At 65.7% G+C, this 24,745-nt stretch carries 24 protein-coding genes; 11 read left to right on the top strand and 13 right to left on the bottom strand.

Going from position 1 to position 24,745, the window contains the following annotated elements:
* Nucleotides 1-256: 256 nt before the first annotated feature.
* Nucleotides 257-1,099, top strand: a complete 843-nt coding sequence (locus AVHM3334_RS02235; RefSeq protein ID WP_284409258.1) for a fumarylacetoacetate hydrolase family protein — start codon at nucleotides 257-259, stop codon at nucleotides 1,097-1,099.
* Between the two features lie 39 nt (nucleotides 1,100-1,138).
* On the opposite strand, the gene AVHM3334_RS02240 is transcribed toward AVHM3334_RS02235, so the two are convergent.
* On the bottom strand, nucleotides 1,139-3,301 hold the full coding sequence (locus AVHM3334_RS02240; protein ID WP_502869833.1) for a TonB-dependent receptor family protein: 2,163 nt from the start codon (nucleotides 3,299-3,301) through the stop codon (nucleotides 1,139-1,141).
* A gap of 59 nt (nucleotides 3,302-3,360) precedes the next feature.
* On the bottom strand, nucleotides 3,361-4,071 hold the full coding sequence (locus AVHM3334_RS02245) for a superoxide dismutase family protein (protein ID WP_284409259.1): 711 nt from the start codon (nucleotides 4,069-4,071) through the stop codon (nucleotides 3,361-3,363).
* A gap of 363 nt (nucleotides 4,072-4,434) precedes the next feature.
* Between AVHM3334_RS02245 and AVHM3334_RS02250 the strand changes: the two genes are divergently transcribed.
* The gene (locus tag AVHM3334_RS02250) at nucleotides 4,435-5,028 is read left to right on the top strand and encodes a retropepsin-like aspartic protease family protein (RefSeq protein ID WP_284409261.1); all 594 of its coding nucleotides are present in this window, start codon (nucleotides 4,435-4,437) and stop codon (nucleotides 5,026-5,028) included.
* Nucleotides 5,029-5,052: 24 nt separating this feature from the next.
* On the opposite strand, the gene mmsB is transcribed toward AVHM3334_RS02250, so the two are convergent.
* From mmsB to AVHM3334_RS02270, 4 genes are all read right to left on the bottom strand, one after another.
* Complete coding sequence (mmsB, locus tag AVHM3334_RS02255; protein ID WP_284409262.1) at nucleotides 5,053-5,949, bottom strand: 3-hydroxyisobutyrate dehydrogenase; 897 nt, start codon at nucleotides 5,947-5,949, stop codon at nucleotides 5,053-5,055.
* 87 nt (nucleotides 5,950-6,036) lie between these two features.
* Entirely contained in the window at nucleotides 6,037-7,203 is a 1,167-nt protein-coding gene (locus tag AVHM3334_RS02260; protein WP_284409264.1) for an acyl-CoA dehydrogenase family protein, read from the bottom strand.
* Between the two features lie 67 nt (nucleotides 7,204-7,270).
* On the bottom strand, nucleotides 7,271-7,651 hold the full coding sequence (locus AVHM3334_RS02265) for a lysozyme inhibitor LprI family protein (protein WP_284409265.1): 381 nt from the start codon (nucleotides 7,649-7,651) through the stop codon (nucleotides 7,271-7,273).
* A gap of 131 nt (nucleotides 7,652-7,782) precedes the next feature.
* Nucleotides 7,783-9,321 (bottom strand): CoA-acylating methylmalonate-semialdehyde dehydrogenase, encoded by a 1,539-nt coding sequence (locus AVHM3334_RS02270; protein WP_284409267.1) that lies wholly within the window; start codon nucleotides 9,319-9,321, stop codon nucleotides 7,783-7,785.
* A 270-nt stretch (nucleotides 9,322-9,591) separates the two neighbouring features.
* Here AVHM3334_RS02270 and AVHM3334_RS02275 point away from each other — a divergent pair, with 270 nt between their 5' ends.
* The 4 genes from AVHM3334_RS02275 (at nucleotide 9,592) to AVHM3334_RS02290 (ending at nucleotide 13,008) form a co-directional block, all read left to right on the top strand.
* Complete coding sequence (locus tag AVHM3334_RS02275) at nucleotides 9,592-10,176, top strand: LysR family transcriptional regulator (protein ID WP_284409268.1); 585 nt, start codon at nucleotides 9,592-9,594, stop codon at nucleotides 10,174-10,176.
* Between the two features lie 268 nt (nucleotides 10,177-10,444).
* Nucleotides 10,445-11,911, top strand: coding sequence for a D-serine/D-alanine/glycine transporter (cycA, locus tag AVHM3334_RS02280; protein ID WP_284409270.1), 1,467 nt, complete (start codon nucleotides 10,445-10,447; stop codon nucleotides 11,909-11,911).
* 243 nt (nucleotides 11,912-12,154) lie between these two features.
* Nucleotides 12,155-12,685: an EF-hand domain-containing protein gene (locus AVHM3334_RS02285; RefSeq protein ID WP_284409272.1), complete on the top strand. Its 531-nt coding sequence runs from the start codon at nucleotides 12,155-12,157 to the stop codon at nucleotides 12,683-12,685.
* Between the two features lie 59 nt (nucleotides 12,686-12,744).
* Nucleotides 12,745-13,008, top strand: a complete 264-nt coding sequence (locus AVHM3334_RS02290; protein ID WP_284409274.1) for a hypothetical protein — start codon at nucleotides 12,745-12,747, stop codon at nucleotides 13,006-13,008.
* 135 nt (nucleotides 13,009-13,143) lie between these two features.
* Here the strand turns inward: AVHM3334_RS02290 and AVHM3334_RS02295 are convergent, their stop codons facing one another.
* The 5 genes from AVHM3334_RS02295 to AVHM3334_RS02315 all read right to left on the bottom strand — a co-directional run bounded on the left by AVHM3334_RS02295 (nucleotide 13,144) and on the right by AVHM3334_RS02315 (nucleotide 17,028).
* On the bottom strand, nucleotides 13,144-14,136 hold the full coding sequence (locus AVHM3334_RS02295; protein ID WP_284409276.1) for an alpha/beta fold hydrolase: 993 nt from the start codon (nucleotides 14,134-14,136) through the stop codon (nucleotides 13,144-13,146).
* A 29-nt stretch (nucleotides 14,137-14,165) separates the two neighbouring features.
* Nucleotides 14,166-14,870, bottom strand: coding sequence for an SDR family oxidoreductase (locus AVHM3334_RS02300; protein WP_284409278.1), 705 nt, complete (start codon nucleotides 14,868-14,870; stop codon nucleotides 14,166-14,168).
* A 71-nt stretch (nucleotides 14,871-14,941) separates the two neighbouring features.
* Entirely contained in the window at nucleotides 14,942-15,943 is a 1,002-nt protein-coding gene (locus AVHM3334_RS02305) for an NADP-dependent oxidoreductase (protein ID WP_284409281.1), read from the bottom strand.
* Nucleotides 15,944-16,116: 173 nt separating this feature from the next.
* Nucleotides 16,117-16,722: a TetR/AcrR family transcriptional regulator gene (locus AVHM3334_RS02310; protein WP_284409283.1), complete on the bottom strand. Its 606-nt coding sequence runs from the start codon at nucleotides 16,720-16,722 to the stop codon at nucleotides 16,117-16,119.
* A 147-nt stretch (nucleotides 16,723-16,869) separates the two neighbouring features.
* Nucleotides 16,870-17,028 (bottom strand): DUF3309 family protein, encoded by a 159-nt coding sequence (locus tag AVHM3334_RS02315; RefSeq protein ID WP_284409285.1) that lies wholly within the window; start codon nucleotides 17,026-17,028, stop codon nucleotides 16,870-16,872.
* 218 nt (nucleotides 17,029-17,246) lie between these two features.
* On the opposite strand from AVHM3334_RS02315, the gene AVHM3334_RS02320 reads away from it, so the two are divergent.
* From AVHM3334_RS02320 to AVHM3334_RS02340, 5 genes are all read left to right on the top strand, one after another.
* The gene (locus tag AVHM3334_RS02320; protein ID WP_284409287.1) at nucleotides 17,247-18,296 is read left to right on the top strand and encodes a hypothetical protein; all 1,050 of its coding nucleotides are present in this window, start codon (nucleotides 17,247-17,249) and stop codon (nucleotides 18,294-18,296) included.
* Nucleotides 18,297-18,536: 240 nt separating this feature from the next.
* Nucleotides 18,537-19,826, top strand: a complete 1,290-nt coding sequence (locus AVHM3334_RS02325; protein ID WP_284409289.1) for a M20/M25/M40 family metallo-hydrolase — start codon at nucleotides 18,537-18,539, stop codon at nucleotides 19,824-19,826.
* Between the two features lie 233 nt (nucleotides 19,827-20,059).
* Nucleotides 20,060-20,620: a sugar O-acetyltransferase gene (locus AVHM3334_RS02330; RefSeq protein WP_284409291.1), complete on the top strand. Its 561-nt coding sequence runs from the start codon at nucleotides 20,060-20,062 to the stop codon at nucleotides 20,618-20,620.
* A gap of 178 nt (nucleotides 20,621-20,798) precedes the next feature.
* Entirely contained in the window at nucleotides 20,799-21,260 is a 462-nt protein-coding gene (locus tag AVHM3334_RS02335) for an Rrf2 family transcriptional regulator (protein ID WP_284409293.1), read from the top strand.
* Entirely contained in the window at nucleotides 21,250-22,206 is a 957-nt protein-coding gene (locus AVHM3334_RS02340; protein ID WP_284409295.1) for an NAD(P)/FAD-dependent oxidoreductase, read from the top strand. The genes AVHM3334_RS02335 and AVHM3334_RS02340 overlap by 11 nt, the downstream gene beginning before the upstream one ends.
* An 88-nt stretch (nucleotides 22,207-22,294) precedes the next feature.
* Here AVHM3334_RS02340 and AVHM3334_RS02345 read toward each other — a convergent pair whose 3' ends face one another.
* Nucleotides 22,295-22,453, bottom strand: coding sequence for a hypothetical protein (locus AVHM3334_RS02345; protein WP_284409297.1), 159 nt, complete (start codon nucleotides 22,451-22,453; stop codon nucleotides 22,295-22,297).
* A gap of 248 nt (nucleotides 22,454-22,701) precedes the next feature.
* Entirely contained in the window at nucleotides 22,702-24,537 is a 1,836-nt protein-coding gene (locus AVHM3334_RS02350) for an ABC transporter ATP-binding protein (protein WP_284409299.1), read from the bottom strand.
* Nucleotides 24,538-24,745: the final 208 nt, after the last annotated feature.

Below are 24,745 nucleotides of genomic sequence, written 5' to 3' on the forward strand. Positions count from 1 at the left end.
ACCACCGTCCGCCGGCGGACACGGCCAGCGCCGCCGATGTTACGCCCGGCCGCCGCCTTCAGCCGGCGCGCAGCCGTTGCCGGACACGGTCAGCGCCAGCCTGGAGTGCAGCGAATGAGTTGTGGTGAAAAACGCCTCCAACGCAATGAAATCAACGGCATTTAGCTATAAAAATAATAGCAATCATGACAACCTTTAGTCGTCCCCTGAGCGACCCCTAAGATGTGCCTGCGGCACGCGCCGCTAAGGAGTTGCCATGAAATTGATCCGATACGGCCAGCCGGGCGCAGAGCGTGCCGGGCTGGTCGATGCGCAAGGGGTGCTGCGCGACCTGTCCATGCTGCTGCCGGACATCGGCCCCGGCCAGCTGTCGCCCCGCACGCTGTCCGCGCTGGCGGCGCTGGACACCGCTCGCCTGCCGGTCGTGGCCGGGGCGGTGCGCCTGGGCTGCCCGGTGGCGGGGGTGGGCAAGATCGTCTGCGTGGGTTTGAACTATGCCGACCACGCCGCGGAAGCGGGCCTGGCCGCGCCGGCGGAGCCGGTGCTGTTCATGAAGGCCACCACGGCGCTCAGCGGGCCCAACGATCCGGTGCGCATTCCCCCGGGCGCCGAGAAAGCCGACTGGGAGGTGGAGCTGGGCATCGTCATCGGCACGCGCGCCCAGCACGTGTCCGAAGCGGCGGCGCTGGAACATGTGGCCGGCTACGTGCTGGCCAACGACGTGTCCGAGCGCAGCTACCAGATGGAGCGGGGCGGCCAGTGGGACAAGGGCAAGGCCTACGACACCTTCGCGCCCATCGGCCCGTGGCTGGTGACGGCCGACGAAGTGCCCGACCCGCATGCCATCGGCCTCTGGCTGGAGGTGAACGGCCAGCGCATGCAGGACGGAAGCACGCGCAACTTCATCTTCGGCGTGCCGAAGGTGCTGTCGTACATCAGCCAGTTCATGACGCTGGAGCCGGGCGACATCGTGCTCACGGGCACGCCCGCCGGCGTCGGCCTGGGGCAAAAGCCTCCGCGCTTTCTGCAGCCCGGCGACGTGATGCGCCTGGGCGCCACCGGCCTGGGCGAGCAGCGCGTGGTGTGCGAGGGCGGCTGACCGGATGGGCCGCACGCGCCGCGCCAGCCAAAGGCGCTTTCAGAGAAACTGCGCGCGCAGGCCCACCATGACGCGGCGGCCGGCCGCGGGCTCGAAGAACCGGCCATTGCCGTCGTTCACGATGAGCGAGCCCGCATAGCGCCGGTCGAACAGATTGTCGAGCCGCGCCCACGCCTGCCAGCGGGTGTCGCCCGTGCGAAAGGCATAGCCGGCGCGCAGCCCGGCGACCGCGAAGCCGCTGGCGGCTTCGGTGTTGACGTCATTGGCATAGACCTTGCCCGAGACATCGAGCGTCGCGCCCCATTGCCACGCGGGCGAGAGGGCATGGTCCAGCGCCAGCTGCACCACGTGGCGCGCGGTGCCGGGCAGCCGGTTGCCTGACGGCACGGCCGCCCCGCCTGCCACGGCGTAGGGGCTGTCGAAGAACGCATCGAGGTAGGTGTACGCAGCCCTTGGCTTGAAGGCGCCGGCCTGGGCGCTCCAGGCCACCTCCAGCCCGCGCCGGCGCACGCGGTCGGCGTTCTGGTAGACCGTGCGGCCGTTCACCGTGGCGGCGGGCACGATCTCGCCGCGGCTTTGCGCGTCGAACCACGCCGTTTCGATGCGGTGCACCGCTCCCTGCCACTTGGCCCCGATCTCCATCTGCCGGCTGCGCGAGGCATCGAGGCCATAGTTGGGGCCGGTATTGCCCGGGCTGTAGGCCATTTCGGCCAGGGTGGGCGTTTCGAAGCCTCGGCCGATGTTGGCATACAGGTTGAGCTGGTCGGTCGCGCTCCATACCAGGCCCAGCACCGGACTGGTCTGGCGCCAGGTGCGCTGGCCGCTGTCGTCGGGATTGGCCGCATTGACGAATCGGTCGGCCACTTCGGCACGCACACGGCTCGCGCGCAGGCCGGCCACGGCGCGCCAGGTGGGCGACAGCCAGGCATCGACCTGGGCGAACAGGTCGGTGTTGCCCGCACGGTCCTTTTCGTCGCGGCGCAGCGCGCCGGGCGTGCCGTTGTTGTTGACGAAGCCCTGGCGGTGTTCGGAGAGCCGGTCGGCATCCAGCCCCAGGGTCCAGGTGAGCGGCAGGCCGGAGGCGCGGCGCACGGTGTGGGTCCATGCCACGCCCAGGCCGTAGTAATCGCGGTCCAGGTCCACCACGCCGCCCGCGCTGTTGGCCGCCGCGCCGCTGAACGACAGAAACTGGGTGAGCGTGCGCGTGCCGCCATAGGCGCGCACCCGCACGCTGTCTGCGGCGCCCAACTGCCGCTCCAGCACGACGCCGAGCTGGTTCTGGGCCACCGATTTGCGCGTGTCGAAATCGGCGGCCACCGATGGCGCCTGGCGCGGATTGGCATTGAACTGCGCCCGGGTCAGCCCCAGCGGGTCTTGTGCCAAGGGCTGGTCGTAGAGGTTGAGCAACGCGGTGACCTTGGTGTCGGCATCGGGACGTGCCACCAGCTTGCCGTTCAGGTGCGTGCGCCGCGCGGCGCTGTGGTCGCGCCAGCCATCGGTCTCGAAGTGCGACACATCGACCAGCCCGCCGAGCGTGCGGTCGCCGAAGTCCAGCGAGGCATCCACCAGCCGCTGGCCGAACGAGCCCGCAGCCACCGAGGCCGCCGCACCGCCGCCTTCGCGCGGCTCCCGCGTGGTGACCTGCAGCACGCCGCCGGCCGCATTGCCATACAGCTGCGCCAGCGGCCCGCGCAACACCTCGACCTGCGAGGCCGATTGCAGTTGTGCGGTCGCCGCCTGGCCCTGGCCGTCCGGCATGGTGGCGGGAATGCCATCCACCAGAATGCGCACGCCCCGCACCCCGAAGGTGGAGCGGGCGCCGAAGCCGCGCACGGCGATCTGCAGGTCTTGCGCGTAGTTCTGCCGGTCCAGCGCCACCACACCTGCTTGGGCCGAGAGCAGTTCGGACAGGTTCACGAGCGGGCTGGGCGTGGAAAACGCATCGACCGGCACGCTGGTGTGGCTGGCGGCCGCATCGAAGCGCCGCTGCGCCTCGGCATGGCCCTCGACCTTCACGGCGGGGAGGATGGCCGTGGGCGCGTCGGCGACGGACTGCGCCAGTGCCGGGCCGCAGGATGCCAGCGCGCAGCACAGCAGGGCTGCCTGCGGGCTCACGCGCCGCGCGAAAGGGGGGGCTGCAAAACGCCGGCCTGTGGAAAGGGGCGCAGCCCCCGGCCCGAACCGGCGCGTGAATGAACGCATCGCCGAGGAAGGCGGGCGGCCCGCGCCGGACCCGTCGGGCGCGGGCTGTGCGCCGCCCATCAACGCACCAGCAGCGAGGGCACGGCAGCCTTGTCGCCCACCACGGTGCTGGCGAGCGCGGGTTCGATCACGCCGCACAGCAGCCGGCCGCCGGAGTTTCCGGCGGGGTTGGTGGTGTAGTCGTCTTCCTTTTCATGCACGACGAGTGCCCGGCCGACCACCGACGCCTTGCCCGGCGTGAGCGTGATGTTGGAGTTCACGTAGCGCACGCTGCCGCGGCCATCGTCGCCCACCGGAATGTTGGGCAGCTCGCCCGCGTGCGCGTCATGCACCGATTGGCCCGGGTGGCCGTGCTTCTTGGACATGCCGGGGTCGAAATGCCCGCCGGCCGCGCCGAAGGCGACGGTCTGGCCGGTGGCGGCATCCGGCCCGGGGGCGCAGGCGCCATTGGCGTGGATGTGAAAGCCGTGCTGTCCGGGAGCGAGGCCCTGGACCTGGATGGCGACTTCGACACCGGCTGCGGTGTCGGTCAGCACGGCATTGCCGGCGGGCGCGCCCTGGGGCGTGACCAGCCGTGCCGTCGCCATGGCACGTTCGGTGCCGGGCACCGGTGTTTTCGCCACGGCGGAGCGGGAGTCGTCGGTGCTGCCGTGGCCGGCGCAGCCTGCCAGGAACAGCATGGCCGCCAGGGCGGCACCGCCGGCCGCAAGGCCTGCACGGCTGCGATGGCGCGGAGTGAGAGGGCTGAGGGTGTTGGGAAGATGGGCCATGGGTTCTCCTGAAATGAAGCGGCGGAACAAGGTGCGAAAAATCGAACGGCGGACAAAGAGCGGGGCCGGCCCACGGCATGCAGCGGTGCCGGTCTGATGCACGGCGGCATCGCCGGGCTGCCCGCCTGGCGGACAGCCGTGGCGCCCCCAGCGCAGCGCGCTGGCCCCGCCAGGCCGCAGCCGGCAGCACCGGCGAAACAGACGGCCCGGGGCCGCCACGGGCGAAGGCCCGAGGATGGACTCATGCGTTGGCGCCGGGCGTAGGACAAGGGCGGCTATGCGGGTGGCGGTGCGCTGGATGCATGGGCCATACTCGTCCAATCGGGCAAGGCAGCCAGCACAGCCATCGAAGGAGCCGGGCACATGGGATCGGACAGCGAAGACCGCGAGCGCGCAAACCGCATCGGCGTGAAGGGCGCGAGCGAAGCGACGGACGTGGAAGACGCGCACCTGCCCGGCGAGCGGCGCACGCGCTCGTTGGCCCGGCGCGGCCTGTGGGGCATTCTGGCCTTCTGGCTGGCCGTGATGGGCGTGCTTTACGTGGCGATGGACCATTTCCTCAAACCGCGCGGCGCCAGTGTGACGGCCGAAGGCGCGCTGGTCATACCGCGCCACCGCGACGGGCACTTTCGCGTGGCCGGCACGGTGAACGGACAGCCGGTGATGTTCATGGTGGACACCGGCGCCAGCCTGGTGAGCGTGACCGATGCGCTCGCCCGCAAGGCCGGCCTGTCGGGCGGCGAGCGCACCCAGTTCCGCACCGCCAACGGCACGCGCGAGGGCCGCGTGGTCGCCGCCGATTCGGTCACCGTGCGGTCGCTGGCCGTGTCGGGCCTGCGCGTGGGCACCGGCTACACCGGCGACGACGAGGAAGACGCGCTGCTGGGGCAGAACTTCCTGCAGCACTTCGATGTGGAGATCGGGCGCGACCGCATGGTGCTGCGGCCGCGGGGCTGAGGGCAGGGCGCCGCCCGCCGCGGGTCAGCCTTTCTTTTGCACCGCCTGGATGATGCTGGAGAAATCCAGCGCGCCGTGGCCGGCCAGGCTGTGGGCGGCGTACAGGCTGCGCGCCAATCCGCCCAGCGGCGTGGCCGCCTTCACGGCCATGGCGTTTTCCTGCGCCAGCCCCAGGTCTTTGAGCATCAGGTCGGTGCCGAAGCCGCCGGCGTAGCCCTTGCTGGACGGCGCGGTGTCCATCACGCCGGGGTAGGGGTTGTACTTTTCCAGCGCCCAGTTGCCCCCCGAACTGCGGCGCATGATTTCGGACAGCACCTTCGGATCGAGCCCGTTGGCCACCCCGAGGGCAATGGCTTCGCTGGTGCCCGCCATCAGAATGCCGAGCAGCATGTTGTTGCAGATCTTGGCCGTCTGCCCCGCGCCCACCGCGCCCGCGTGGAACAGGTTGGCACCCATCTTCTCCAGCAGGGGCCGGGCGCGTTCCAGGTCGGCTGCGCTGCCGCCGATCATGAAGGTCAGCGTGCCGGCCACGGCGCCGTTCGTGCCGCCGGAGACGGGCGCGTCGATGAACGCGATGCTCCGGGCCTGCGCCGCATCGGCCACCTTGCGGGACGTGGCGGCAGCGATGGTCGAGCAGTCGATCACCAGCGTGCCCGCCGCCAGCAGCGGCAGCAGGCCGGGCTGCTGGCCGTTGCCCAGGTACAGCGACTCCACGTGCTGGCTGGCCGGCAGCATGCTGATGACCACTTGCGCACCCTGCACGCAGGCCGCCGCGTCGGCGGCAATGGACACGCCGCCCTCGGCGAGCTTGTCGCGCGCGGGCTGGGACAGATCGAACGCGCGGACGCCATGCCCCGCCTTGTGCAGGTTGAGCGCCATGGGGCCGCCCATGTTGCCCAGGCCGATGAATGCAATGTTCATGGATTGTCTCCTTTGGTTTTGATGAAATAAGCCTCCAGCACAATCAGTACTAGGGGGTTGTGCTATGAAATTAATAGTGACTTCGATTCAGCGGATCGCATCGGGCGCATCGCCCTCCAGCATGCGGCGCGCGATGATCACCCGCATGATCTCGTTCGTGCCCTCCAGGATCTGGTGCACGCGCGCATCGCGCATCAGCCGCTCCAGCGGGTACTCGCGGATGTAGCCGTAGCCGCCGTGCAGCTGCAGTGCCTCGTTGCACACGTTGAAGCCCGCATCGGTGGCGAATCGCTTGGCCATGGCGCAATAGGTGCTGGCATCGCGCGCGCCGGCATCGAGCTTGGCGGCCGCCAGCCGCACCATCTGGCGCGCGGCGACCAGCTCGGTCGCCATGTCGGCCAGCTTGAACTGCAGCGCCTGGAAGCTGGCGATGGGTTTGCCGAACTGCTTGCGGTCGTGCATGTACTGCTGCGCCTGCGCCAGAGCGCCCTGCGCCGCGCCCACCGAGCAGGTGGCGATGTTGATGCGCCCGCCATCGAGCCCCTTCATCGCGATCTTGAAACCCTCGCCCTCGGCGCCCAGCCGGTGGTCGGCCGGAATGCGCACGTTGTCGAAGCCGATGGTGCGTGTGGGCTGGCTGTTCCAGCCCATCTTCTCTTCCTTCTTGCCGTAGCTGATGCCGGGCGCATCGGCCGGCACGGCGAAGGCGGTGATGCCGCCCGCGCCCGACGCGGCATCGCCCGTGCGCGCCATCAGCACCAGCACGTCGGTGGCGCCCGCGCCGCTGATGAAGGCCTTCGCGCCGTTGATGACGTATTCATCGCCGACAGGCTCTGCCCGTGTCTTGAGCGAGGCCGCATCCGACCCCGCGCCCGGTTCGGTCAGGCAATACGAGGCGAGCTTTTCGCCGCTGGCCAGCAGCGGCCCCCAGTGGCCGCGCACCGCCTCGGTGGCCCAGGTGCCCAGCATCCAGGTGGCCATGTTGTGGATCGTGATGAAGGCGGTGGTGGAGGGGTCCACCGCGGCCATTTCCTCAAACACCATGGTGGCGTCGAGCCGCGGCAGGCCCAGGCCGCCGGCGTTTTCGGGCGCGTACAGCCCGCAAAAGCCGAGGGCGCCCGCCTTGGCGATCGCCTCGCGCGGGAAGATGCCTTCGGCGTCCCAGCGGGCGGCGTGCGGCGCGAGTTCGGCCCGCGCGAAATCGCGCGCGGTCTCGGCGAACGCGCGCTGGTCTTCGGTCAGTTCAAAGTCCATGGATCGTGTCTCGCTGGCAGGTTGTTATCGTCGTGCCGCTCTTTTGGCGCGGTGGAATCGGGGCGGCTCAGGGCTTGGCGGACGGATGGTCCAGCGTCAGCCAGCGCATCAGGCCCTGGCGGCGCGCTTCGGTCTCGGCCGTCAGGCAGGCGTGGTACAGACGCGGCCATTCGGGCTGGCCTTCCGTGGACTGGGTGCCTTGCTTGCACAGCATGGTGCGCTGGCGCTGCCAGGCGGTCTGCTCCTGCCGCAGCTGCGGCCGCTCATGGGCGGACAGGGCCCGCATCACGTCGCCGTAGAGAATCGAAATGGCCGTGTCCGCCGCCTGGAAGGTCTGCACGGCGCAGGCATTGGTTTCGGCCACCGTGCCCTCGGGCTTGCAGGCCGCGCCCGCCTGGGCATGGGCGCTCGTGCTGAAAAGCAGGGCGCAGGCCGCGCTGGCAGCCATGGCCAAGCAGAGTGCGGGTCTCGCCAGTCGTTTCGTGGTCGGGTGATGAAGAATGTGCATTCCCCGCTTGTAGCACTGCGCGCGCTGCACTGGCCTTTGCATAGCCATGTACAGCGCGGCCGATCGATCGATTACTTCAAGCTGATCGTGGTGTTCACGCCGTGCGAGATCGTGCTGTCGTCGAACCAGCGGGCCGTGACCGTCTTGGTCTGCGTGTAGAACAGCACGACCTGCTTGCCGTAAGGCCCCAGGTCGCCCAGCTTGGAGGCGCGCGAACCCGAGAACGAGAACAGCGGGACCGGCACGGGAATCGGCACGTTGATGCCGACCTGTCCCACGTCGATTTCCTCCTGGAACTTGCGCGCGGCGGCGCCCGACTGCGTGAAGATGGCGGTGCCGTTGCCGTTCGGGTTGTCGTTGATGAAGGCAATGGCTTCATCGATGTCCGCGGCCGAGGCCAGGCACAGCACGGGGCCGAAGACTTCCTGCTCGTAGATGCTCATTCCGGGCTTCACGCCGCTGAACACCGTGGGGCCGACGAAGTTTCCCTTCTCGTAGCCCGCCACCTGCGGCTTGCGGCCATCCAGCTCCAGCGTCGCACCATCGGCGATGCCGCGCTCGATCAGGCTTTCCACGCGGTCCTTCGCGGCGCATGAGACCAGCGGGCCCACGTCGGTGCCCTTGTCGGTGCCGCCGCTGACCTTGAGCGTCTTGGCCTTGGCGACCAGGTCGGGAATCCACTGCCGGGCCTCGCCCACCAGCACCACCACCGACAGCGCCATGCAGCGCTGGCCGGCCGCGCCGAAGGCCGCGCCCGCCAGGGCGTTCAGCGTCTGCTCCTTGTTGGCATCGGGCATGACGATGGCGTGGTTCTTCGCGCCCATCATGCATTGCACTCGCTTGCCGTTCAGGCTCGCGCGGTTGTACACGTGCGTGCCCACCTTGGTGGAGCCGACGAAGCTGATCGCCTTGATGTCCGGGTGGTCGCAGATGGCATTCACCGCGTCCTCGCCGCCGTGCACCACGTTCAGCACGCCGGGCGGCACGCCGGCTTCGAGCGCCAGCTCGCACAGGCGCATGGTGACCATGGGGTCTTGCTCGGACGGCTTCAATACGAAGGTGTTGCCCGTGGCGATGGCCATGGGAAACATCCACAGCGGGATCATGGCCGGGAAGTTGAACGGCGTGATGCCTGCGCACACGCCCAGCGGCTGCATCAGCGTGTAGGTGTCCACCCCGCCGGCCACGTTGTTGGCCAGCTCGCCCAGTTGCAGGTTGCCGATGGCGCTGGCGTGCTCGACCACTTCCAGGCCGCGGAACACGTCGCCCTCGGCGTCGGGCAGCGTCTTGCCTTGCTCGGCCGTCAGGATGGCGGCCAGCTCGGCCATGTTCTCGCGGATCAGCTGCTGGTACTTGAGGAAGATGCGCGCCCGGGCGCCGATGGCCGTCTTCTTCCAGGTCTTGAACGCTTCCTTGCCGGAAGCCACGGCGGCGTCGATCTCTTCGGGCGTCGCGAAGGGCACGCGCGCCAGCACTTCCTGGGTGGCGGGGTTCACCACGTTGCGCCATTGCGTGGTCTTGGACTCGACGAACTGGCCGCCGATGAGCAGCTTGACGGTGGGGGCCAGGGTGGCCTGCTGGGCCTGTTGAGTGGTGATGGATGCGTCCATGGTGCTGTGTCTCCTGTGAGTTCTGTCATGTGGCACCGGAACAATGCGGGTCGCCCGTGCTTCGGCAGCAAGGGCGGGGCGCCTTTCCCAACGCAGCGGGGGGCACCTGGGCAAATCCGGTGGCTTGCGCATCGTAGCTGTGCGAAATTGTTGGGACAAGACGCACGAATGCATCCTGGGTTTGCAAATTTGCACGGGTGGAAGTGTTGAGGTTGGCCGTTGCCACCATCACACACGACTCCACACACACGACGAGAGGGAACGAAGGCCATGGATTGGGACAATCTGCGCTACTTTCTGGAGCTGGCCCGCTCCGGCACCCTGGCCGGTGCCGCGCGCCGCACGGGCGTGGAGCACACGACCGTGGCGCGCCGCATCCAGTCGCTGGAAAAGCAGATGGGCGCACCGCTGTTCGCCCGCGAGGCCGGCGGGCATCGCCTGACCGAAGCCGGCCGCCAACTGCTGCCGGCCGCAGAAGCGATGGAGTCCGCCGTGCTCACCGTGGAGCAGGCCGCCCCCGCGGCCGGCAGTGGCCCCTCCGGCCTGTTGCGGGTGGGCGCGACGGAGGGTTTTGGCACGCTGATCCTCGCGCCGCATCTGGCGCGGCTCACGCAGCAACACCCGAATCTGAGCATTGACCTGCTGGCGCTGCCGCGCATGCTGCACCTGAGCCGGCGCGAGGCGGACATCGTGATCTCGCTGGAGCAGCCCCAGGAGGCCCGGTTCACCCGGACCTTCTGGATGAGCATGACCGCCGAGGCCAAGCACCTGGCCCAAACCCAGGCCGTGTGGAGTTTGCTCAAAAACACCGTGGCGCTGGAGAAGAACCGGCTCTGTCCGGCAGAAAGCGTGTAACTCCTTGAAAGCGATGGCGCGCTCCGCCCAGTAAGCCACCTTGCGAACCCCGGCGCCGGGCGCGAAACCGGCGCGGGCGTGGTTTATTCTCTCGCCCTTTCATGGGGAGGCGAGGTGCCTGGCTGCCGTTGGCAGCAGGCCTTGGCAGGTCTTTGCCCGACTTTGCTCTGGCAGAGCGGCGCGGTATCCGGGAGCGATCTGCAGGTCGGCGGCTTGGCGCCTGAGCCGCGCGTCCCATGAAAACAAAAATCAATTCAGGAGGTTTTTCATGAACAACAAGGTTTCCCCCGCAAGTCCGGGCCCGCACGACAACGACCATCTGCAGCGCAGCCTGTCCAACCGGCACATTCAGCTCATCGCCATCGGAGGAGCCATCGGCACCGGGCTTTTCATGGGGTCGGGCAAGACGATCAGCCTGGCTGGTCCGTCGATCATCTTCGTGTACATGATGATCGGCTTCGTTCTGTTCTTCGTCATGCGTGCCATGGGCGAACTGCTGCTGTCCAACCTGCAGTACAAATCCTTCATCGATTTCGCGGCCGACCTGCTCGGTCCCTGGGCCGGGTTCTTCACAGGCTGGACCTATTGGTTCTGCTGGATCATCACGGGCATCGCGGACGTGATCGCCATCTCGGCCTATTCGCAGTTCTGGTTTCCGGGCCTGCCGCAGTGGGCGCCGGCGCTGGCCTGCGTGGGGCTGCTGCTGTCGCTCAATCTGCTCACGGTGAAGCTGTTCGGCGAGATCGAGTTCTGGTTCGCGATGATCAAGATCGTGGCCATCGTCGCTCTGGTCTCCACCGGGATCTACATGGTCTGCGTGCATTTCGTATCGCCGGCAGGCCGCACGGCGAATGTTGCCAATCTGTGGAACGACGGCGGCATGTTTCCGCACGGCTGGATGGGGTTCTTCGCCGGGTTCCAGATCGCGGTGTTTGCCTTCGCAGGGGTCGAGCTGGTGGGCACCACCGCGGCCGAAGCCAAGGACCCGGAGCGCACGCTGCCGCGCGCGATCAATTCCATTCCGCTGCGCATCATCTTCTTCTACGTGTTCTCGCTCATCGCGATCATGGCGGTCACGCCCTGGCGCGACATCGTTCCGGGCAAGAGCCCGTTCGTCGAACTGTTCGTGCTGGCCGGCCTGCCGGCGGCAGCGGGCGTGATCAATTTCGTGGTGCTGACGTCGGCGGCGTCTTCGGCCAACAGCGGCGTGTTTTCCACCAGCCGCATGCTGTTCGGCCTGGCCGAAAAAGGCGTGGCGCCGGGCCGCTTCGCAAAGCTCTCCGGCCGGGGCGTGCCTTCGAGCGGGCTGGTGTTTTCGTGTACATGCCTGCTGGGCGGCGCCTTGCTCATGTGGGTGATTCCGGACCTGGTCGAAGCGTTCACCCTGGTGACGACCGTGTCGGCCATCCTCTACATGTTCGTCTGGTCGCTGATTTTGCTGTCGTACATCGCCTATCGCCGCCAGCGGCCCGGGCTGCACGCTGCTTCGAAATACAAAATGCCGGGTGGCGTCTGGATGTGCGGCGTGTGTCTGGCCTTCTTCGCGGGCATCGTGGTGCTGCTGTCGTTCGAGGCCGATACGCGCCAGGCCCTGATTGCCACGCCCGCCTGGTTCGTGCTGCTGGTGCTGGCTTATCGGTTCGTGCGGCGCCAGGCGCCAACGGCGCACCCGTCGGGAGCGGGCGATGCCTCGGCCAGCGGCCTCGGAACCCGCGTGGCCACCGAGCGAAGCTGACCGCAACGCACGCGCTTGGCGGCCCTCGCATGTGCCGCGCCTGCGGGCTTCGCTTGCGCTTTGAAGGGGGGGAACGCTGGGCGCGAACGTGGTTCGGTCAGGTAAAGGCCGAAGGCCGGTAAAGGCCCGGAGATCGCTGCCTTTTCGCGGCATCGCCATCTTTGCCAACGCCTACCCTGCAAGGGCCGGGCGAAGGGCGCTTATTTTGTGGATTGCTTCGCCATCGACAGGAGTACTTTGGCGATGACACCTCTTATTTCCGGCCTCGCATCGGTCGCATCCCTGCTGTTCAACGCGTCGTCCTCCGGGTCGGCGAAACCTTCTGCTTCCGGTCGGGGCAGCGGGTCCACCGATTTACCCGAGCCGTCCGCGCAAATCACCCTGAGCAAGGAAGCCGAAGCGCTGTCCGGCGTGGCGAGTCAGAGCGTGAGCACGTCATCGGCGCGGGCCATGGCGGGCCGGTCAGCGCTGGCGGGCTCGGGCAACTCGGTGTCTGCGGAAAATTTCGGTGAGCTGCTCACCCGCTTCGGCGCGACCGAAGCGCAGAAGGAGCAACTCACGGCAGGGTTCGATGCCAATCACGACGGCAAGATTTCGCAAGATGAGTTCATGAAGGGCCTTGGCGATACCTCGGGCGCCAAAGGCAGCAGTGAATTGTCCCAGGCGATCTTGCAGCTCATGGACCAGGGTGGCAATGCCAACGGCGTGGTGGACGGCAAGGAGTTCGCCAAGTTCTCGATGGCTTTCGTTGCGGCGGAGAGGCGCCCGGCCTGACGCGAGCGGCGTGAAACTACACTGGGCCATCGCCCATCGGCGCTTCATGAAGGCAACGCGTGCAAGACATTCTTGGCGTAGCAGTTTTCACGGCGGTTGAAGCCGTTTTGCTGTTCACCGGCAAATGCGTGATCCGGCTCGCCAGCCTGGGTCACTGGCGTGAAGAAAATCCGGACCGCATCGAGAGCCGGGTCTTTGCCGCCGCCGGTGCTTTCTCTTTCAAGCGGGACGGCCAGCGCGTCTTCACATTCAATGGATTGCTGGTCGCTGGCATTCTGTTTTACGCGCTGGTGGCCTGCGCTCTGGTTTGGCATCTTTCATGACCTTCCATGCGTTGCTCAGCCGAGCAGCGCGACGCCTCTTCCAGGCAGGGTGTCGGCTATCTCTTCCACCTTGCTTCCACCGTGCTGCCGCCGCTGGCCGGCGGCAGCACGGTGGTGGCCCATGCGATCGCAGCCTTATTGCAGGAAGGCCAGCGATTTCAGGACGAAGTCGTCGTGGTACTGAAAGGCCCCAGCATGGCCGGCGTCGGGGTAGATGATGATTTCGCTGTGCGGCAGCCGCCGCGCGAGGTCATAGGTGTTCGCCGTCGGGACCATGCGATCGTCGTCGCCGTTCACGACCAGCACCGGCTGCCGGACAACTGAAAGATCCGCGGGATTTTTATTTCCCCAGGCGTACAGCGCCCACAACTGCGCCGTGTAGGCGGTGACGGAAATCTCTTTGTCACGGTTGTCCGTTCGCTCCTTCAGGCGCTCCAGGAAAGCCTTGCCAGCCTCGATCCCGCCCGGGGTGCGGGTGAAGAACAGGAATTGCTTCGGGTCCTGGCCGGTGAACAGGCCGCGCAGCAGGTCGTAGTTGGCGACGCCAGCCACCTTGCTGATGCCTTCTCCCCCGGCGGGCCCCGTGCCCGCCAGCACCATCTTGCGCACCAGTTGCGGCTCCTTGAGGACGATCTCCTGGGCAATCATTCCGCCCATGGAGAAACCCACCAGATCGACCTGCCTGAAGCCCATGGCTTTGATGAAGGCGATGGCGTCGTCCGCCATTTCCTCGATCGAATGGGGCGGTGAGCCGGTCGATGCGCCGACGCCGCGGTTGTCGAAAGTCACGACGTGGCGCTTCGCGGCGATGCCATCTATGACCCGAGGGTCCCAGTGGTCGAGCACGGCCGCCAGATGGGTCAGGAACACCACGGGCGTTCCCTCGTGCTGCCGTCCCAACTCGCGGTATGCGAAGTTCACACCGTTCGCTGCGAGGGTCTGGGTGGGAACGGTTTTCCAGGAATGCTCCTGAGGGTTGGCCGCTGCCGGCAGGCCCTGGGCGGTGCCTGCGGGAACGGCTTGTGCCGCCGCCGCCGGTGCCGAATGGAATGCGATGGCCATGGTGAATGCGCCGACAGTGGATTGAAGAAGCCGGCGCAGCAGGGCTGTGGGTCGGATGGAACGCATGGATGATCCCAGGCTTAATCGGTCTGAGTTCATTGCGCCGCCGGCAGATAGGAAGGGCGGGGAGCCGTCAGCCCTTGCTTGACTTGCTGGGTCAACGCATCTGCCAGAACCTCGTCCTCGCCTGCTTCCAGACCATCGAGCGCACGCTGAACGATGTCTTCGGCGCTGCTCTTGGGCACTTCGAACCCGCGTGTCAGGTCGGTATCGACATAGGCCATGTGCAGGCCCAGCACCTGGGTTTTTTGCGCCCTCAATTCATTGCGCAGAGCGTTGGTGAGCGACCAGGCGGCCGACTTGCTGGCGGAGTAAGCCGCCAACTCGCCGCCGTTGACCCACGATCCCGCTGACAGGACGTTGAGAAAGGCGCCGCCGCCGTTGGCTTGCAGCACAGGGGCGAAGGCCTTGCTCACATTGAGCACGCCAAAAAAATTGGTTTCCAACATGCGGCGTGACACTTCGTCGCTGTCTGGCGCGAGAAAGCCGCCCGGCTGGGCGATACCGGCGTTGTTGATGACCAGGGTCACATCGCTGGCCCGTTGAGCGGCAGCGGCTACCTGGTCGTGATGGGTCACGTCCAGAGTGAGGGCATCCACTCCCGGCAGGGTGATCGAGGCGGGGTTGCGCGCGGCAGCGTAGACCTTGCGGGCTCCACGGCGCAGCAGTTCACGGGTGAATGCGAGGCCGATGCCGCGATTGGCACCGGTGACGAGGACGACAGCGTTTTCGATGTTCATGGCTGACTCCAGAATTTCACGTTGAAAAATATGATGGCCATCATATGAATTGATAAAAAAAGAGGGCGGATTTAGCGCACCTTGATGACGACCTTTCCTTTCGCGCGACCGCTCTCGACATATTCCAGCGCTTCGTTGGTCTTGTCGAAAGGGAAAATCTTGTCGATGACAGGAAGAATGGCGCCTGATTCGACCAATGCGGTAATTTGGCGCAATTGATTCCCGCTGGCTTTCATGAAAAGGAAAGAGTATTGAATGTTCAATTGCTTGGCCGCCTTTCTGGTGCCGAAGCTGAGCGCGCGCATGATCTGTTTCACAAACCAGGGGGCCTTGATTTCATCAGCGAATGCAGGGTCTGGCGGTCCGGAAATCGAAACCAAACGCCCCTGAGGCTTCAGCACATTCATCGACTTTTTCAGGGTGGCTGCATCCTGACTGTTCAAAACGACGTCGTAATCGCGAATGGCTTTTTCGAAGTCATCCTTTTTGTAGTCGATCACCACGTCGGCCCCCAGATTTTTCACCATGGCAACGTTGGCTGCACTGGTGGTGGTGGCGACGGTCGCTCCCAGGTGCTTGGCCAACTGGATGGCAAAGATTCCGACGCCTCCGGAGCCCGCTTGAATAAAGACCTTCTGGCCTTTTTTGAGCTTTGCCTGTTCCACCAGTGCCTGCCATGCCGTCAGGCCGACCAGCGGCAGGGATGCGGCCTCTTCCATGGTGATGTTGTCGGGCTTGATGGCCAGTGAAGATTCCTTGACGGCAACGTATTCTGCAAAGGTGCCGGTTCGGAAATCATCCGGCCTCGAATAGACGGCGTCCCCGGGTTTGAAACCACTCACTCTTGCGCCCACACGCACCACGGTGCCCGCGACGTCGTGCCCTAAGACAAAAGGTGTTTTGTAGGGCAAGAGAATTTTGAATTCGCCGGCCTTGACCTTCGAATCCAGAGGATTCACCGCTGCGGCATGCACCTGCACCAGCACCTCATCGTCCTGGATGTCTGGCTCGGGAATTTCCCTCAGGCTCAGCTTTTCTTTCTTGCTGTAGCGTTCGACTAAAAATGCCTTCATGGTTTTCCTTCTTTGTGCGGTGATCTTTGTAGATCAGTAAGACTGACGAGTGGGGATCTTTTTAACGCGACCCTTGATGCGTTGATGCGCTCGGAATCGATGATTTTTATATTAATTTCACATGATGATCGTCATATTTTTAGGCGAGCAAAGGCGGCAAGGGCACGTGTTTTTTAAGACGGGGTGGCCGTGAGACTGGCCAGGGCCGCTTCGCGCAGCGCATCGGACAGGGCAGCGTCATCCACCGCACGGGCCAATATCAGCGTGCCGACCAGCGTGGCTGCCGTGACCAGCGCACGTTCGTGGGCGCTGGGCTGTCCCCAGTCCGGTGACTGGCGGGCAATGAGGTCGATCATTTCCTTGATCCGGCGTGTGGCTGCACGGCGCACTTCAGGGGACTGGCGCGGCATCTCGGAGCCCAGCGCAGAAATCGGGCAACCCAGTTCGACGCTGTCGAGGTACAGCTTGGACAGATAGGTCTGTATGAGCGCGTTGAGTGCCTGCTCGGGGGGCACACCGGCGATGACGTTCGCTGCCGCTGCGTTGGATTCCGCACCTGCCCGGTCTGCGGCTTCCGCGAGCATGGCTTCGCGCGATTCGAAGTGGGCGTAGAACGCGCCGTGGGTCAGGCCTGCCTCTCTCATGATGTCGGCCACACCCGTGCCCGCGTATCCGCTGCGCCGTATGGCCCGTGCTGCTGCACTGACGATGCGTTCGTGAGAGGCCTCCTTGGCCGCACTTCTGAGAGTGGGTTGCGTTTTTCGCATGATGCGCATCATATCCAAACGATGGCGATGCCCCTGGAGCCAAATAACTATCGGCGTTGGATGGCTCAGGCTATGGCAGGCAAAAAAACGGCCTGGAGATGCCGCTTTGCCGAGTCGTTGCCGACGATCCGTCGGCCGCATCGACGCATCTGGAAAGGGCTAGATCCTGCCCATCAGCAGCAAGACCAGCAGGATGACGACCACCAGCCCGATACCGCCGCTGGGTCCGTATCCCCACGAGCGGCTGTGGCCCCAGGTAGGAAGCGCGCCGACGAGGATCAGGATCAGGATGATGAGCAGAATGAGCGAGATAGACATTGGGCGTCCTTTGTTAGCGTTGATAAAAGATGAACTGATTGTTGAAGGCAGCCCTGGCTCGCTTGGCAGGACCTCAACCCCAGCCCACGTAGGCGTGCGACGACGTACCGGCCGCGAATCGGTTCGGCTCTTGAGCGATGACTTCGCAATGGCGCACCGTTTGATCGACAGGACTGCGCACACTTTGATCACCAACGATCCACGCTCAGGCCACCGCCATGAATACTTCCGTCAACAACTTCACCTCCGGCAAACTGGGGGGCATCCCTCCGAGAACTGAGTCCGCACCTGTCAAGGAGCCGGCCCTTAAAAAGTCGGACTCGCAGAAAAGCCTGAGCGGCCCCGGTGGACTGCAGGCAAACAACCATGCGAAGCGGGATTTGGACGTCAGCTCCCGTCCGCGCGTCAATATCAACGACCTGCGAAAGACCGCACTGCTCAAGCACCAAAGGCAGGAACAGAATGCCGAGATGGTTGCCGCACGCAATCAAAGCACCAGGGCCCTTGACGGAAAAGTGTCTGCCGATGAGAAGGGCTCCTTCCTGAGCGCTCTTACCAGCAGCCCACTGTTCAACAAGATGCGGGAGACCAACAGCGGCAATGAAAACGCGATCATTACCGAGACGCCGCCTGCTGCCGATCCGGTGCATTCGGAGGGGGTGGATGTGCCGCCAAAAGCTCAGCCTACCCCTCCGCCTCCACCGCCGTTGCCTCCCAAGGCAGGGCAGGGTACCCCGGATGAAATCAAGGTGGACATCGACGCGCCACCGCTTTCGGAGAGCGATTCCGACGACGAGGTGGACATCGACGCGCCACCGCTTTCGGAGAGCGATTCCGACGACGAGGTGGACATCGACGCGCCACCGCTTTCGGAGAGCGATTCCGACGACGAGGTAGATGTTGATATGCACCTCAAGGCCAACCCCGGAAATCACGGCATCCAGGAGGAAATCGAGGTGGACATGGATGCTCCGCCCCCGCCGGACGACGAACCCGACGATGGGCACGAGTTGGGTGTCACTGCGCATAACGGTAAATTTGCGCTACCGCACGGACTTTTTGAACACCTCCAGCCGGACGAACAAACGAATAAACTGATGCAGATGCAGATGCAGCATCAGATCAACGCGAATGCAGTGAACGAGTTAACTGTCCAGAATGAGATGCTAGCGACCATTCGCGATGTGCGTGCAAAAATTGCAGAGGCTTACCGCAAGAGTTTCGAGGCCGCTGCCAAAGCGATGGTGGACGGGGCTGGCAAAGGCTAAACGCAAGATGTTCGAGGCCGCAGCCAAAGCGATGGTGGACGCAGCACCTACATAGGCCCGCAAAGCTTCTCGTACCTCGGGGGCTCGCCGGTTCTGGCGCGTCCCTGGGGGCTGCTTGCGTCAGCCATGGCTATCGCAGCCCCACGGAATGATTCATCCATTGCAAGAATCGTCGTGGTTGGAATCTCTGTTGCAGCGGCCAATAATGGCTTTTCCATGGTTCATGCCGCTCGCTCCACCATGCACTCTTTGCAGACCGCTCCGTCTTCCGTGCGACCCCTGATCGCAGCCCTGTCCCTGGTTTTTGTTGCCACGCTGGCCCATGCCGCACCGGTGGCCGATGTCCATGCCCTGGCGCAGAAAGAGCAGCAACCGCTGCTCGATACGCTCCGCGACCTGGTGCACATCGAATCGGGCAGCAAGGACATCGAAGGCTTGAACCAGATCGCAGAGCGGATCGCCAAGCCACTGCAGGCGCAGGGCGCCCAGGTCGAGATCCTGCAGCCCGCCGACATCTATCGCCTGGACGACACCCCGGAGAAGGTAGGGCCGATCGTCCACGCCGAGTTCAAGGGCACCGGCACGAAGAAGATCCTTTTCATCGCCCACATGGACACCGTGTACCTGAAGGGCATGCTGAAAGACCAGCCGTTTCGCATCGACGGCGGCAAGGCGTACGGCCTGGGCATCGCGGACGACAAGCAGGGCGTGGCGACCATCCTGCACACCGTCAACATGTTGCAAAAACTGGGCTTCAAGGAGTACGGCACGCTCACGGTGCTGATCAACGGCGACGAAGAAATCAGCTCCCCCGGCGCTCGCAGCACCATCACGCGCATCGCGGCCGATCAGGACGCGGTGTTTTCGTTCGAGGGCGGAGGCTCCGACGGCAGCCTGCGGCTGGCTACCAGCGGCATCGGCGCGGCTTACCTCACGGTGCAGGGCCGGGCCTCGCATGCCGGCGCGGCACCTGAAAAGGGCGTGAACGCGCTCTACGAGTTGTCGCACCAGTTGCTGCAACTGAAGGACCTGTCCAAGCCCGAGCAGGGCCTGAAGCTGAACTGGACCGTTGCCCAGGCCGGCACCAATCGCAATGTGATTCCCGCCGAGGCCACGGCCCAGGCGGATGCCCGCGCCCTGCGCGTGGCCGATTTCGAGGGGCTGGAAAAAGAACTCCAGGCCAAGGTGCAGACCAGGCTGCTGCCCGACTCCAAGGTGTCGATGAAGTTCGAGGTTCGCCGCCCGCCGCTGGAAGCCAGCGAGGCATCGCGCCGCGTGGCCGGCTACGGCAAGGTGATCTATGAAGAACTGGGCCTGCCGCTCAACGTGGTGGACAAGGCCACGGGCGGTGGCACCGACGCCGCTTTCGCCGCGCTCAAGACGCGCGGCGCGGTGGTGGAGGGCATGGGCCTGTCGGGCTACGGCGCGCATTCCAACAATGCCGAATACGTGCAGATCGACACCATCGTGCCCCGGCTGTACCTGGCCACGCGCATGGTCATGGACATCTCGCGCGGCGTGCTCAAGTAACGCGGCGCGGAGCGCTCGGCCGACGGCCGGGCGTGGTGCAGCCCCCGCCAGCCGATGGCGGGCGGGCCGAGCCACCCGAGCCACAGCAGAGCTTGCGGCCGGCTCCATGAGTTTGCTATTTATTTGATAGCTATATGCCGGCGTTTTTATTGCGCTAGAGGCTTTTTTGCCATCACCCCTGGTGAGGGTCGAGATCGCTTTCCGGTCCCCGGCGGCCACCGCACAATGGCCCGATGACCTCCCAAAAAGAAAACATGCTGGCCGGCCGGCCCTACCATGCCCGCGACCCCGAACTCCAGGCCGACATGGCCGCCAACAAGCGCTGGCTCGTGCGCTACAACGCGGCGCTGGCGGCCGATCCAGCGGAGCGCCGCGCACTGCTGGCCGAACACCTGGGCTCGGTGGGCGAGGGCGCGGTGATCCGCCCGCCGTTCCACTGCGATTACGGCTTCAACATCCACCTGGGAACCGGCGTGTTCCTCAATTTCAACTGCGTCATCCTGGACGTGGTCGAGGTGCACATCGGTGACGGCACGCAGATCGGCCCCGGCGTTCAGTTGCTGGCCGCCGACCATCCCCGTTCGCCGCAGGAGCGGGCAAGCGGCCTGGAGTTCGGCCGTCCGGTCCATATCGGTCGCAATGTGTGGATCGGCGGGGGGGCGCTGGTGATGCCCGGCGTGACGGTGGGCGACGACGCGATCATCGGTGCCGGCAGCGTCGTGACGCGCGACGTGCCGACCGGCGCCATTGTGGTGGGCAACCCGGCGCGGGTGCTGCCGCCACGACAACACTGACCAAAGCGGACGCGCGGTGCGCTGCGCGGGCCATTGATGTGCGCGGACCGAACTGGCCTGAAAAGCAACTCTTTCGCTGGAGCGGGCGGTGCCACGCAGTGCCCGAACGCCTGGGCCGATGCACGCCCGCATCAACCCTTCGCTTGTCAAAAGCATTTCATGCGACTAGTAATGTTGCATGAAAAAAGACGGCAAGTTGTCCGCCGTGCTGCATGTGCTCTTGCACATGGCGGAGAGTAAGACCCCGTCAACCTCGGAATCGCTGGCGCAGGCCGTGCAGAGCCATCCGGTGGTCGTGCGGCGCGTGATGGCGGGTCTGCGCGACGCCGGCTTCGTGGCATCGGCCAAGGGGCATGGCGGCGGGTGGGTGCTCTCGTGCCCGCTGGAAGGCGTGAGCCTGGCCGACATCCACCGCGCCGTGGGCGAGCCGGCTTTTCTGGCAGTAGGCCACCGCACCGAGCGCCCTGAATGCCTCGTCGAGCAGGCGGTGAACGCGGCGCTCGACGGCACTTACCGCGAAGCCGAGGCATTGCTGCTGGCGCGCCTGGAGCAGATCACCCTGGTCGATCTGTCGCGCGATTTCCACGACCGTTGGGCCAGCAGCGGTGTTTCTAAAAAGGATATTTCCCATGCGGTTTGATGCTCTGGTGATTGGCGGCAGTGTTGCCGGGCTGTCTGCCGCGATGCAGATCGCCCGCGCGCGGCGCAGTGTGTGCATGGTGGATGCGTGTGCACCGCGCAACCGCTTCGCAGCGGCGTCGCACGGTTTTTTCGGGCAGGACTGCACCCGGCCGCAAGACATGGTTGCGCTGGCGCGCAGCCAGCTCATGGCCTACCCTTCGGTGACCTTCAAGGCCGCATCGGCCCTTCACGCCCGGGCCATCGGCAAGGCAGCGCTTTCACGCCGGGCCAGCGGTGCAGGCACCGATGCAGCGGGGACCGAAGAGGGATTCGCGGTGGAGCTGGATTCGGGCGAAACGCTGCTCGCCCAAAAGCTCCTGCTGGCCACCGGCCTGCGTGATGAACTGCCTGCGATCCCTGGCCTGTCGGAACGCTGGGGCGCCACGGTGCTGCATTGCCCGTATTGCCACGGCTACGAAGTCGGAGGCGCTCCAGCCGGAACGCTGTATGCCGCGCCGACGTCGGTGCACCACGCGATGCTGGTGGGCGATTGGGGGCCGATGACGCTGTTCCTGAACGGGCATGAAGCGCCCGAGCCGCAGGCGCTGGCGCAACGGGCTGCCCGCGGCATTGCCGTCGAGCCGGCCCGGGTGCTGGGACTGGAGGGCGATGCGCCCGCGTTGTCCGGCGTGCGCCTGGACGATGGACGCTGCGTGCCGATCAAGGCCCTGTTCGTGCCCCCGCGCACGCACATGGCCAGCCCGTTGGCAGAGCAGTTGGGATGTGCTTTCGACGAAGGCATGTCGGGCCCGATGATCCGCGTCGATGCGACGCAGCAGACGACCGTGCCTGGGGTGTTCGCCGCCGGCGATGCGGCCATGCCGGGCCACAACGCCGCGCTGGCCGCGGCCAACGGTGTCATGGCGGGCGTGTGCCTGCACAAGGCACTGGTCTTCGGGACCTGAAGAGAAAGTCTTTTCGAGGGGGAATGATGCGGCGGCTGGCCGAGTGGGCGCAGCGCGGTGTCGCGCTGGCCTGTCCGGTGAAATCAGTTCAAAGAATGATCCGCAGCACGATGAACACCACCACCGTGGTGCCCACGCACATCAGTACGCGCTTGCCCTGGGGTATGGGGTTGTTCTTGAGCGTGAAATAAGTGCCTGCGCCGGCGCCGGCGCCGATCGAGATGCCGAGAATGGATGCGAATGACATGGAAGGTTCCCCCTGGAGTGATGAATCGGATGGAGCGCCGCGTGTCTGGCCAGGGGGCAGGGCGCGTTGCCTGCGTTGGCGCGTCGCGGCGGGAGAAGGGGCGCAGCCTACGGAGGCTTGCGCCCTGAACCTTTAACCCCCGGCAAGCGGGTCGGGCATGGCTGCCGGATTGCTATATTAATGATAGCATCCCGCCGTCATGGAATATGCCCTGGAGCGCTGCCAGGGCCCCAGCTTTTTCCGCAGTTTCAATCGTCTTCGGATTTGCCCAGGAAGCCGCCGCTCTGGTGCCCCCACAGCCGCGCATACACGCCGCCCTGGGCCAGCAATTGCGCGTGAGTGCCTTCCTCGATCACCCGGCCGGCGTCCAGCACGATCAGGCGATCCATCGCGGCGATGGTCGAGAGGCGGTGGGCGATGGCGATCACCGTCTTGCCCTCCATCAGCGTGTCCAGGCTCTCCTGGATCGCTGCCTCGACCTCGGAATCGAGCGCGCTGGTCGCCTCGTCCAGCAGCAGGATGGGCGCGTCCTTCAGCATCACCCGGGCGATGGCCACGCGCTGGCGCTGGCCGCCCGAGAGCTTCACGCCGCGCTCGCCCACGTGGGCTTCGTAGCCACGGCGGCCCTGCAGGTCGGTCAGCGTATCGATGAAATCGGCCGCTTGCGCACGGGCGGCGGCGGCATTCAGGTCTTCTTCGCTCGCATCGGGCCGGCCGTAGAGGATGTTGTCGCGCATGGAGCGGTGCAGCAGCGAGGTGTCCTGCGTGACCATGCCGATCGCCTGGCGCAGGCTGTCCTGCGTCACATGGGCGATGTCCTGCCCGTCGATCAGCACGCGGCCGGTCTGCACGTCGTGAAAGCGCAGCAGCAGGTTCACCAGCGTCGATTTACCCGCGCCCGAGCGGCCGATCAGGCCGATCTTCTCGCCCGGGCGGATGGTGAGATTCAATTGATCGATCACCGGCTTGCCGCCCTGATAGGCGAAGGTCACGTTGTCGAATCGCACCTCGCCGCGCGGCACGGCCAGCGGGCGGGCGTCGGGGGCGTCCACCACCGTGCGTGGCCGGGTCAGGGTGTTGATGCCGTCCTGGATGGTGCCCACGCTTTCGAACAGCGTGGTCATCTCCCACATCACCCAGTGGGCGTGGCCCGACACGCGCAGGGCCATGGCGGTGACGGCCGCCACGGCGCCCGCACCCACCTGGCCCAGCGACCAAAGCCACAGCGCGGTGCCGCATGCGCCGACCATCATGCCCACGACCAGGATGTGGTTCACGATCTCGAACTGGCTCACCAGGCGCATCTGCGCATAGCCGGTGTGCTTGAACGCATCCATGGCCGCACGGGCGAACTCGGCCTCGCGCCGGGTGTGCGAGAACAGCTTGACGGTAGCGATGTTGGTGTAGGCGTCGGTGATGCGCCCGGTCATGACGGACCGCGCATCGGCCTGCGCCTTGCCCACCTGGCCCAGGCGCGGCACGAAATACCAGCACGCCAGGCCATAGAACCCGATCCAGATGAGGAACGGGGCCAGCAGCCGCACGTCGAAGCCGGCCGCCAGCAGCAGGATGGTGAACAGGTACACGCCCATGCCGATCACCACATCGGTGGTGGTGAAGATCATGTCGCGCACGGCCAGGGCGGTCTGCATGATCTTGGTGGTGATGCGGCCCGCGAACTCGTCGGCATAGAAGGCCATGCTCTGGCCCAGCATCAGCCGGTGGAAGTTCCAGCGCAGGCGCAGCGGAAAATTGATGGCGAGCGTCTGGTGCTTGACGCTGGTCTGCACCGCCACCAGCACGATGCTGGCCAGCAGCATGCCGATCACCAGCGCCAGCGTGCCTTTGCGCTCGGCCCACAGCATGGCCGGGGTCACCTGGGTGAGCCAGTCCACCACGTGGCCCAGCACCGCGAACAGCAGGGCTTCGTACACGGCGATGGCGGCCGACAGGCCGGCCATGGCCACGACGTAGCGGCGAAGTCCACGCGTGCCGGCCCACACGAAGGCCATGAAATCCTCAGGGGGAAGGGTGGGTTCTGCGATGGGGTAGGCGGGCAGTCGCTTCTCGAAAAACTGGAACACGGGCTCAACTCCTTGGGCCGCCATCCTAAGGGGCTGCCGTGAATCTTGTGGCTGGGGGGCTTGCCCAGGCCTTCGCCACCATGGGCCTTGGCCCGCGTCCGACGCATGGCAGGCCGGCGCGCTCCCTAGAATCCCGAATGCTGGCCATGGCGCGACGACATTCGCGCTTCATGAACATGCCGGCCTCTCTTTTTTATGGTTCTCGTCG

The organism is Acidovorax sp. SUPP3334 (assembly GCF_030159055.1).
Taxonomy (GTDB): Bacteria; Pseudomonadota; Gammaproteobacteria; order Burkholderiales; family Burkholderiaceae_C; genus Paracidovorax.

What these genes read in the sequence shown, in the direction of transcription:
- AVHM3334_RS02235 (WP_284409258.1), top strand. Translation starts at nt 257, where the DNA reads ATGAAATTGATCCGATACGGCCAGCCGGGCGCAGAGCGTGCCGGGCTG.
- AVHM3334_RS02240 (WP_502869833.1), bottom strand. Translation starts at nt 3,301, where the DNA reads ATGCGTTCATTCACGCGCCGGTTCGGGCCGGGGGCTGCGCCCCTTTCC.
- AVHM3334_RS02245 (WP_284409259.1), bottom strand. Translation starts at nt 4,071, where the DNA reads ATGGCCCATCTTCCCAACACCCTCAGCCCTCTCACTCCGCGCCATCGC.
- AVHM3334_RS02250 (WP_284409261.1), top strand. Translation starts at nt 4,435, where the DNA reads ATGGGATCGGACAGCGAAGACCGCGAGCGCGCAAACCGCATCGGCGTG.
- mmsB (WP_284409262.1), bottom strand. Translation starts at nt 5,949, where the DNA reads ATGAACATTGCATTCATCGGCCTGGGCAACATGGGCGGCCCCATGGCG.
- AVHM3334_RS02260 (WP_284409264.1), bottom strand. Translation starts at nt 7,203, where the DNA reads ATGGACTTTGAACTGACCGAAGACCAGCGCGCGTTCGCCGAGACCGCG.
- AVHM3334_RS02265 (WP_284409265.1), bottom strand. Translation starts at nt 7,651, where the DNA reads ATGGCTGCCAGCGCGGCCTGCGCCCTGCTTTTCAGCACGAGCGCCCAT.
- AVHM3334_RS02270 (WP_284409267.1), bottom strand. Translation starts at nt 9,321, where the DNA reads ATGGACGCATCCATCACCACTCAACAGGCCCAGCAGGCCACCCTGGCC.
- AVHM3334_RS02275 (WP_284409268.1), top strand. Translation starts at nt 9,592, where the DNA reads ATGGATTGGGACAATCTGCGCTACTTTCTGGAGCTGGCCCGCTCCGGC.
- cycA (WP_284409270.1), top strand. Translation starts at nt 10,445, where the DNA reads ATGAACAACAAGGTTTCCCCCGCAAGTCCGGGCCCGCACGACAACGAC.
- AVHM3334_RS02285 (WP_284409272.1), top strand. Translation starts at nt 12,155, where the DNA reads ATGACACCTCTTATTTCCGGCCTCGCATCGGTCGCATCCCTGCTGTTC.
- AVHM3334_RS02295 (WP_284409276.1), bottom strand. Translation starts at nt 14,136, where the DNA reads ATGCGTTCCATCCGACCCACAGCCCTGCTGCGCCGGCTTCTTCAATCC.
- AVHM3334_RS02300 (WP_284409278.1), bottom strand. Translation starts at nt 14,870, where the DNA reads ATGAACATCGAAAACGCTGTCGTCCTCGTCACCGGTGCCAATCGCGGC.
- AVHM3334_RS02305 (WP_284409281.1), bottom strand. Translation starts at nt 15,943, where the DNA reads ATGAAGGCATTTTTAGTCGAACGCTACAGCAAGAAAGAAAAGCTGAGC.
- AVHM3334_RS02310 (WP_284409283.1), bottom strand. Translation starts at nt 16,722, where the DNA reads ATGATGCGCATCATGCGAAAAACGCAACCCACTCTCAGAAGTGCGGCC.
- AVHM3334_RS02315 (WP_284409285.1), bottom strand. Translation starts at nt 17,028, where the DNA reads ATGTCTATCTCGCTCATTCTGCTCATCATCCTGATCCTGATCCTCGTC.
- AVHM3334_RS02320 (WP_284409287.1), top strand. Translation starts at nt 17,247, where the DNA reads ATGAATACTTCCGTCAACAACTTCACCTCCGGCAAACTGGGGGGCATC.
- AVHM3334_RS02325 (WP_284409289.1), top strand. Translation starts at nt 18,537, where the DNA reads ATGCACTCTTTGCAGACCGCTCCGTCTTCCGTGCGACCCCTGATCGCA.
- AVHM3334_RS02330 (WP_284409291.1), top strand. Translation starts at nt 20,060, where the DNA reads ATGACCTCCCAAAAAGAAAACATGCTGGCCGGCCGGCCCTACCATGCC.
- AVHM3334_RS02335 (WP_284409293.1), top strand. Translation starts at nt 20,799, where the DNA reads ATGAAAAAAGACGGCAAGTTGTCCGCCGTGCTGCATGTGCTCTTGCAC.
- AVHM3334_RS02340 (WP_284409295.1), top strand. Translation starts at nt 21,250, where the DNA reads ATGCGGTTTGATGCTCTGGTGATTGGCGGCAGTGTTGCCGGGCTGTCT.
- AVHM3334_RS02345 (WP_284409297.1), bottom strand. Translation starts at nt 22,453, where the DNA reads ATGTCATTCGCATCCATTCTCGGCATCTCGATCGGCGCCGGCGCCGGC.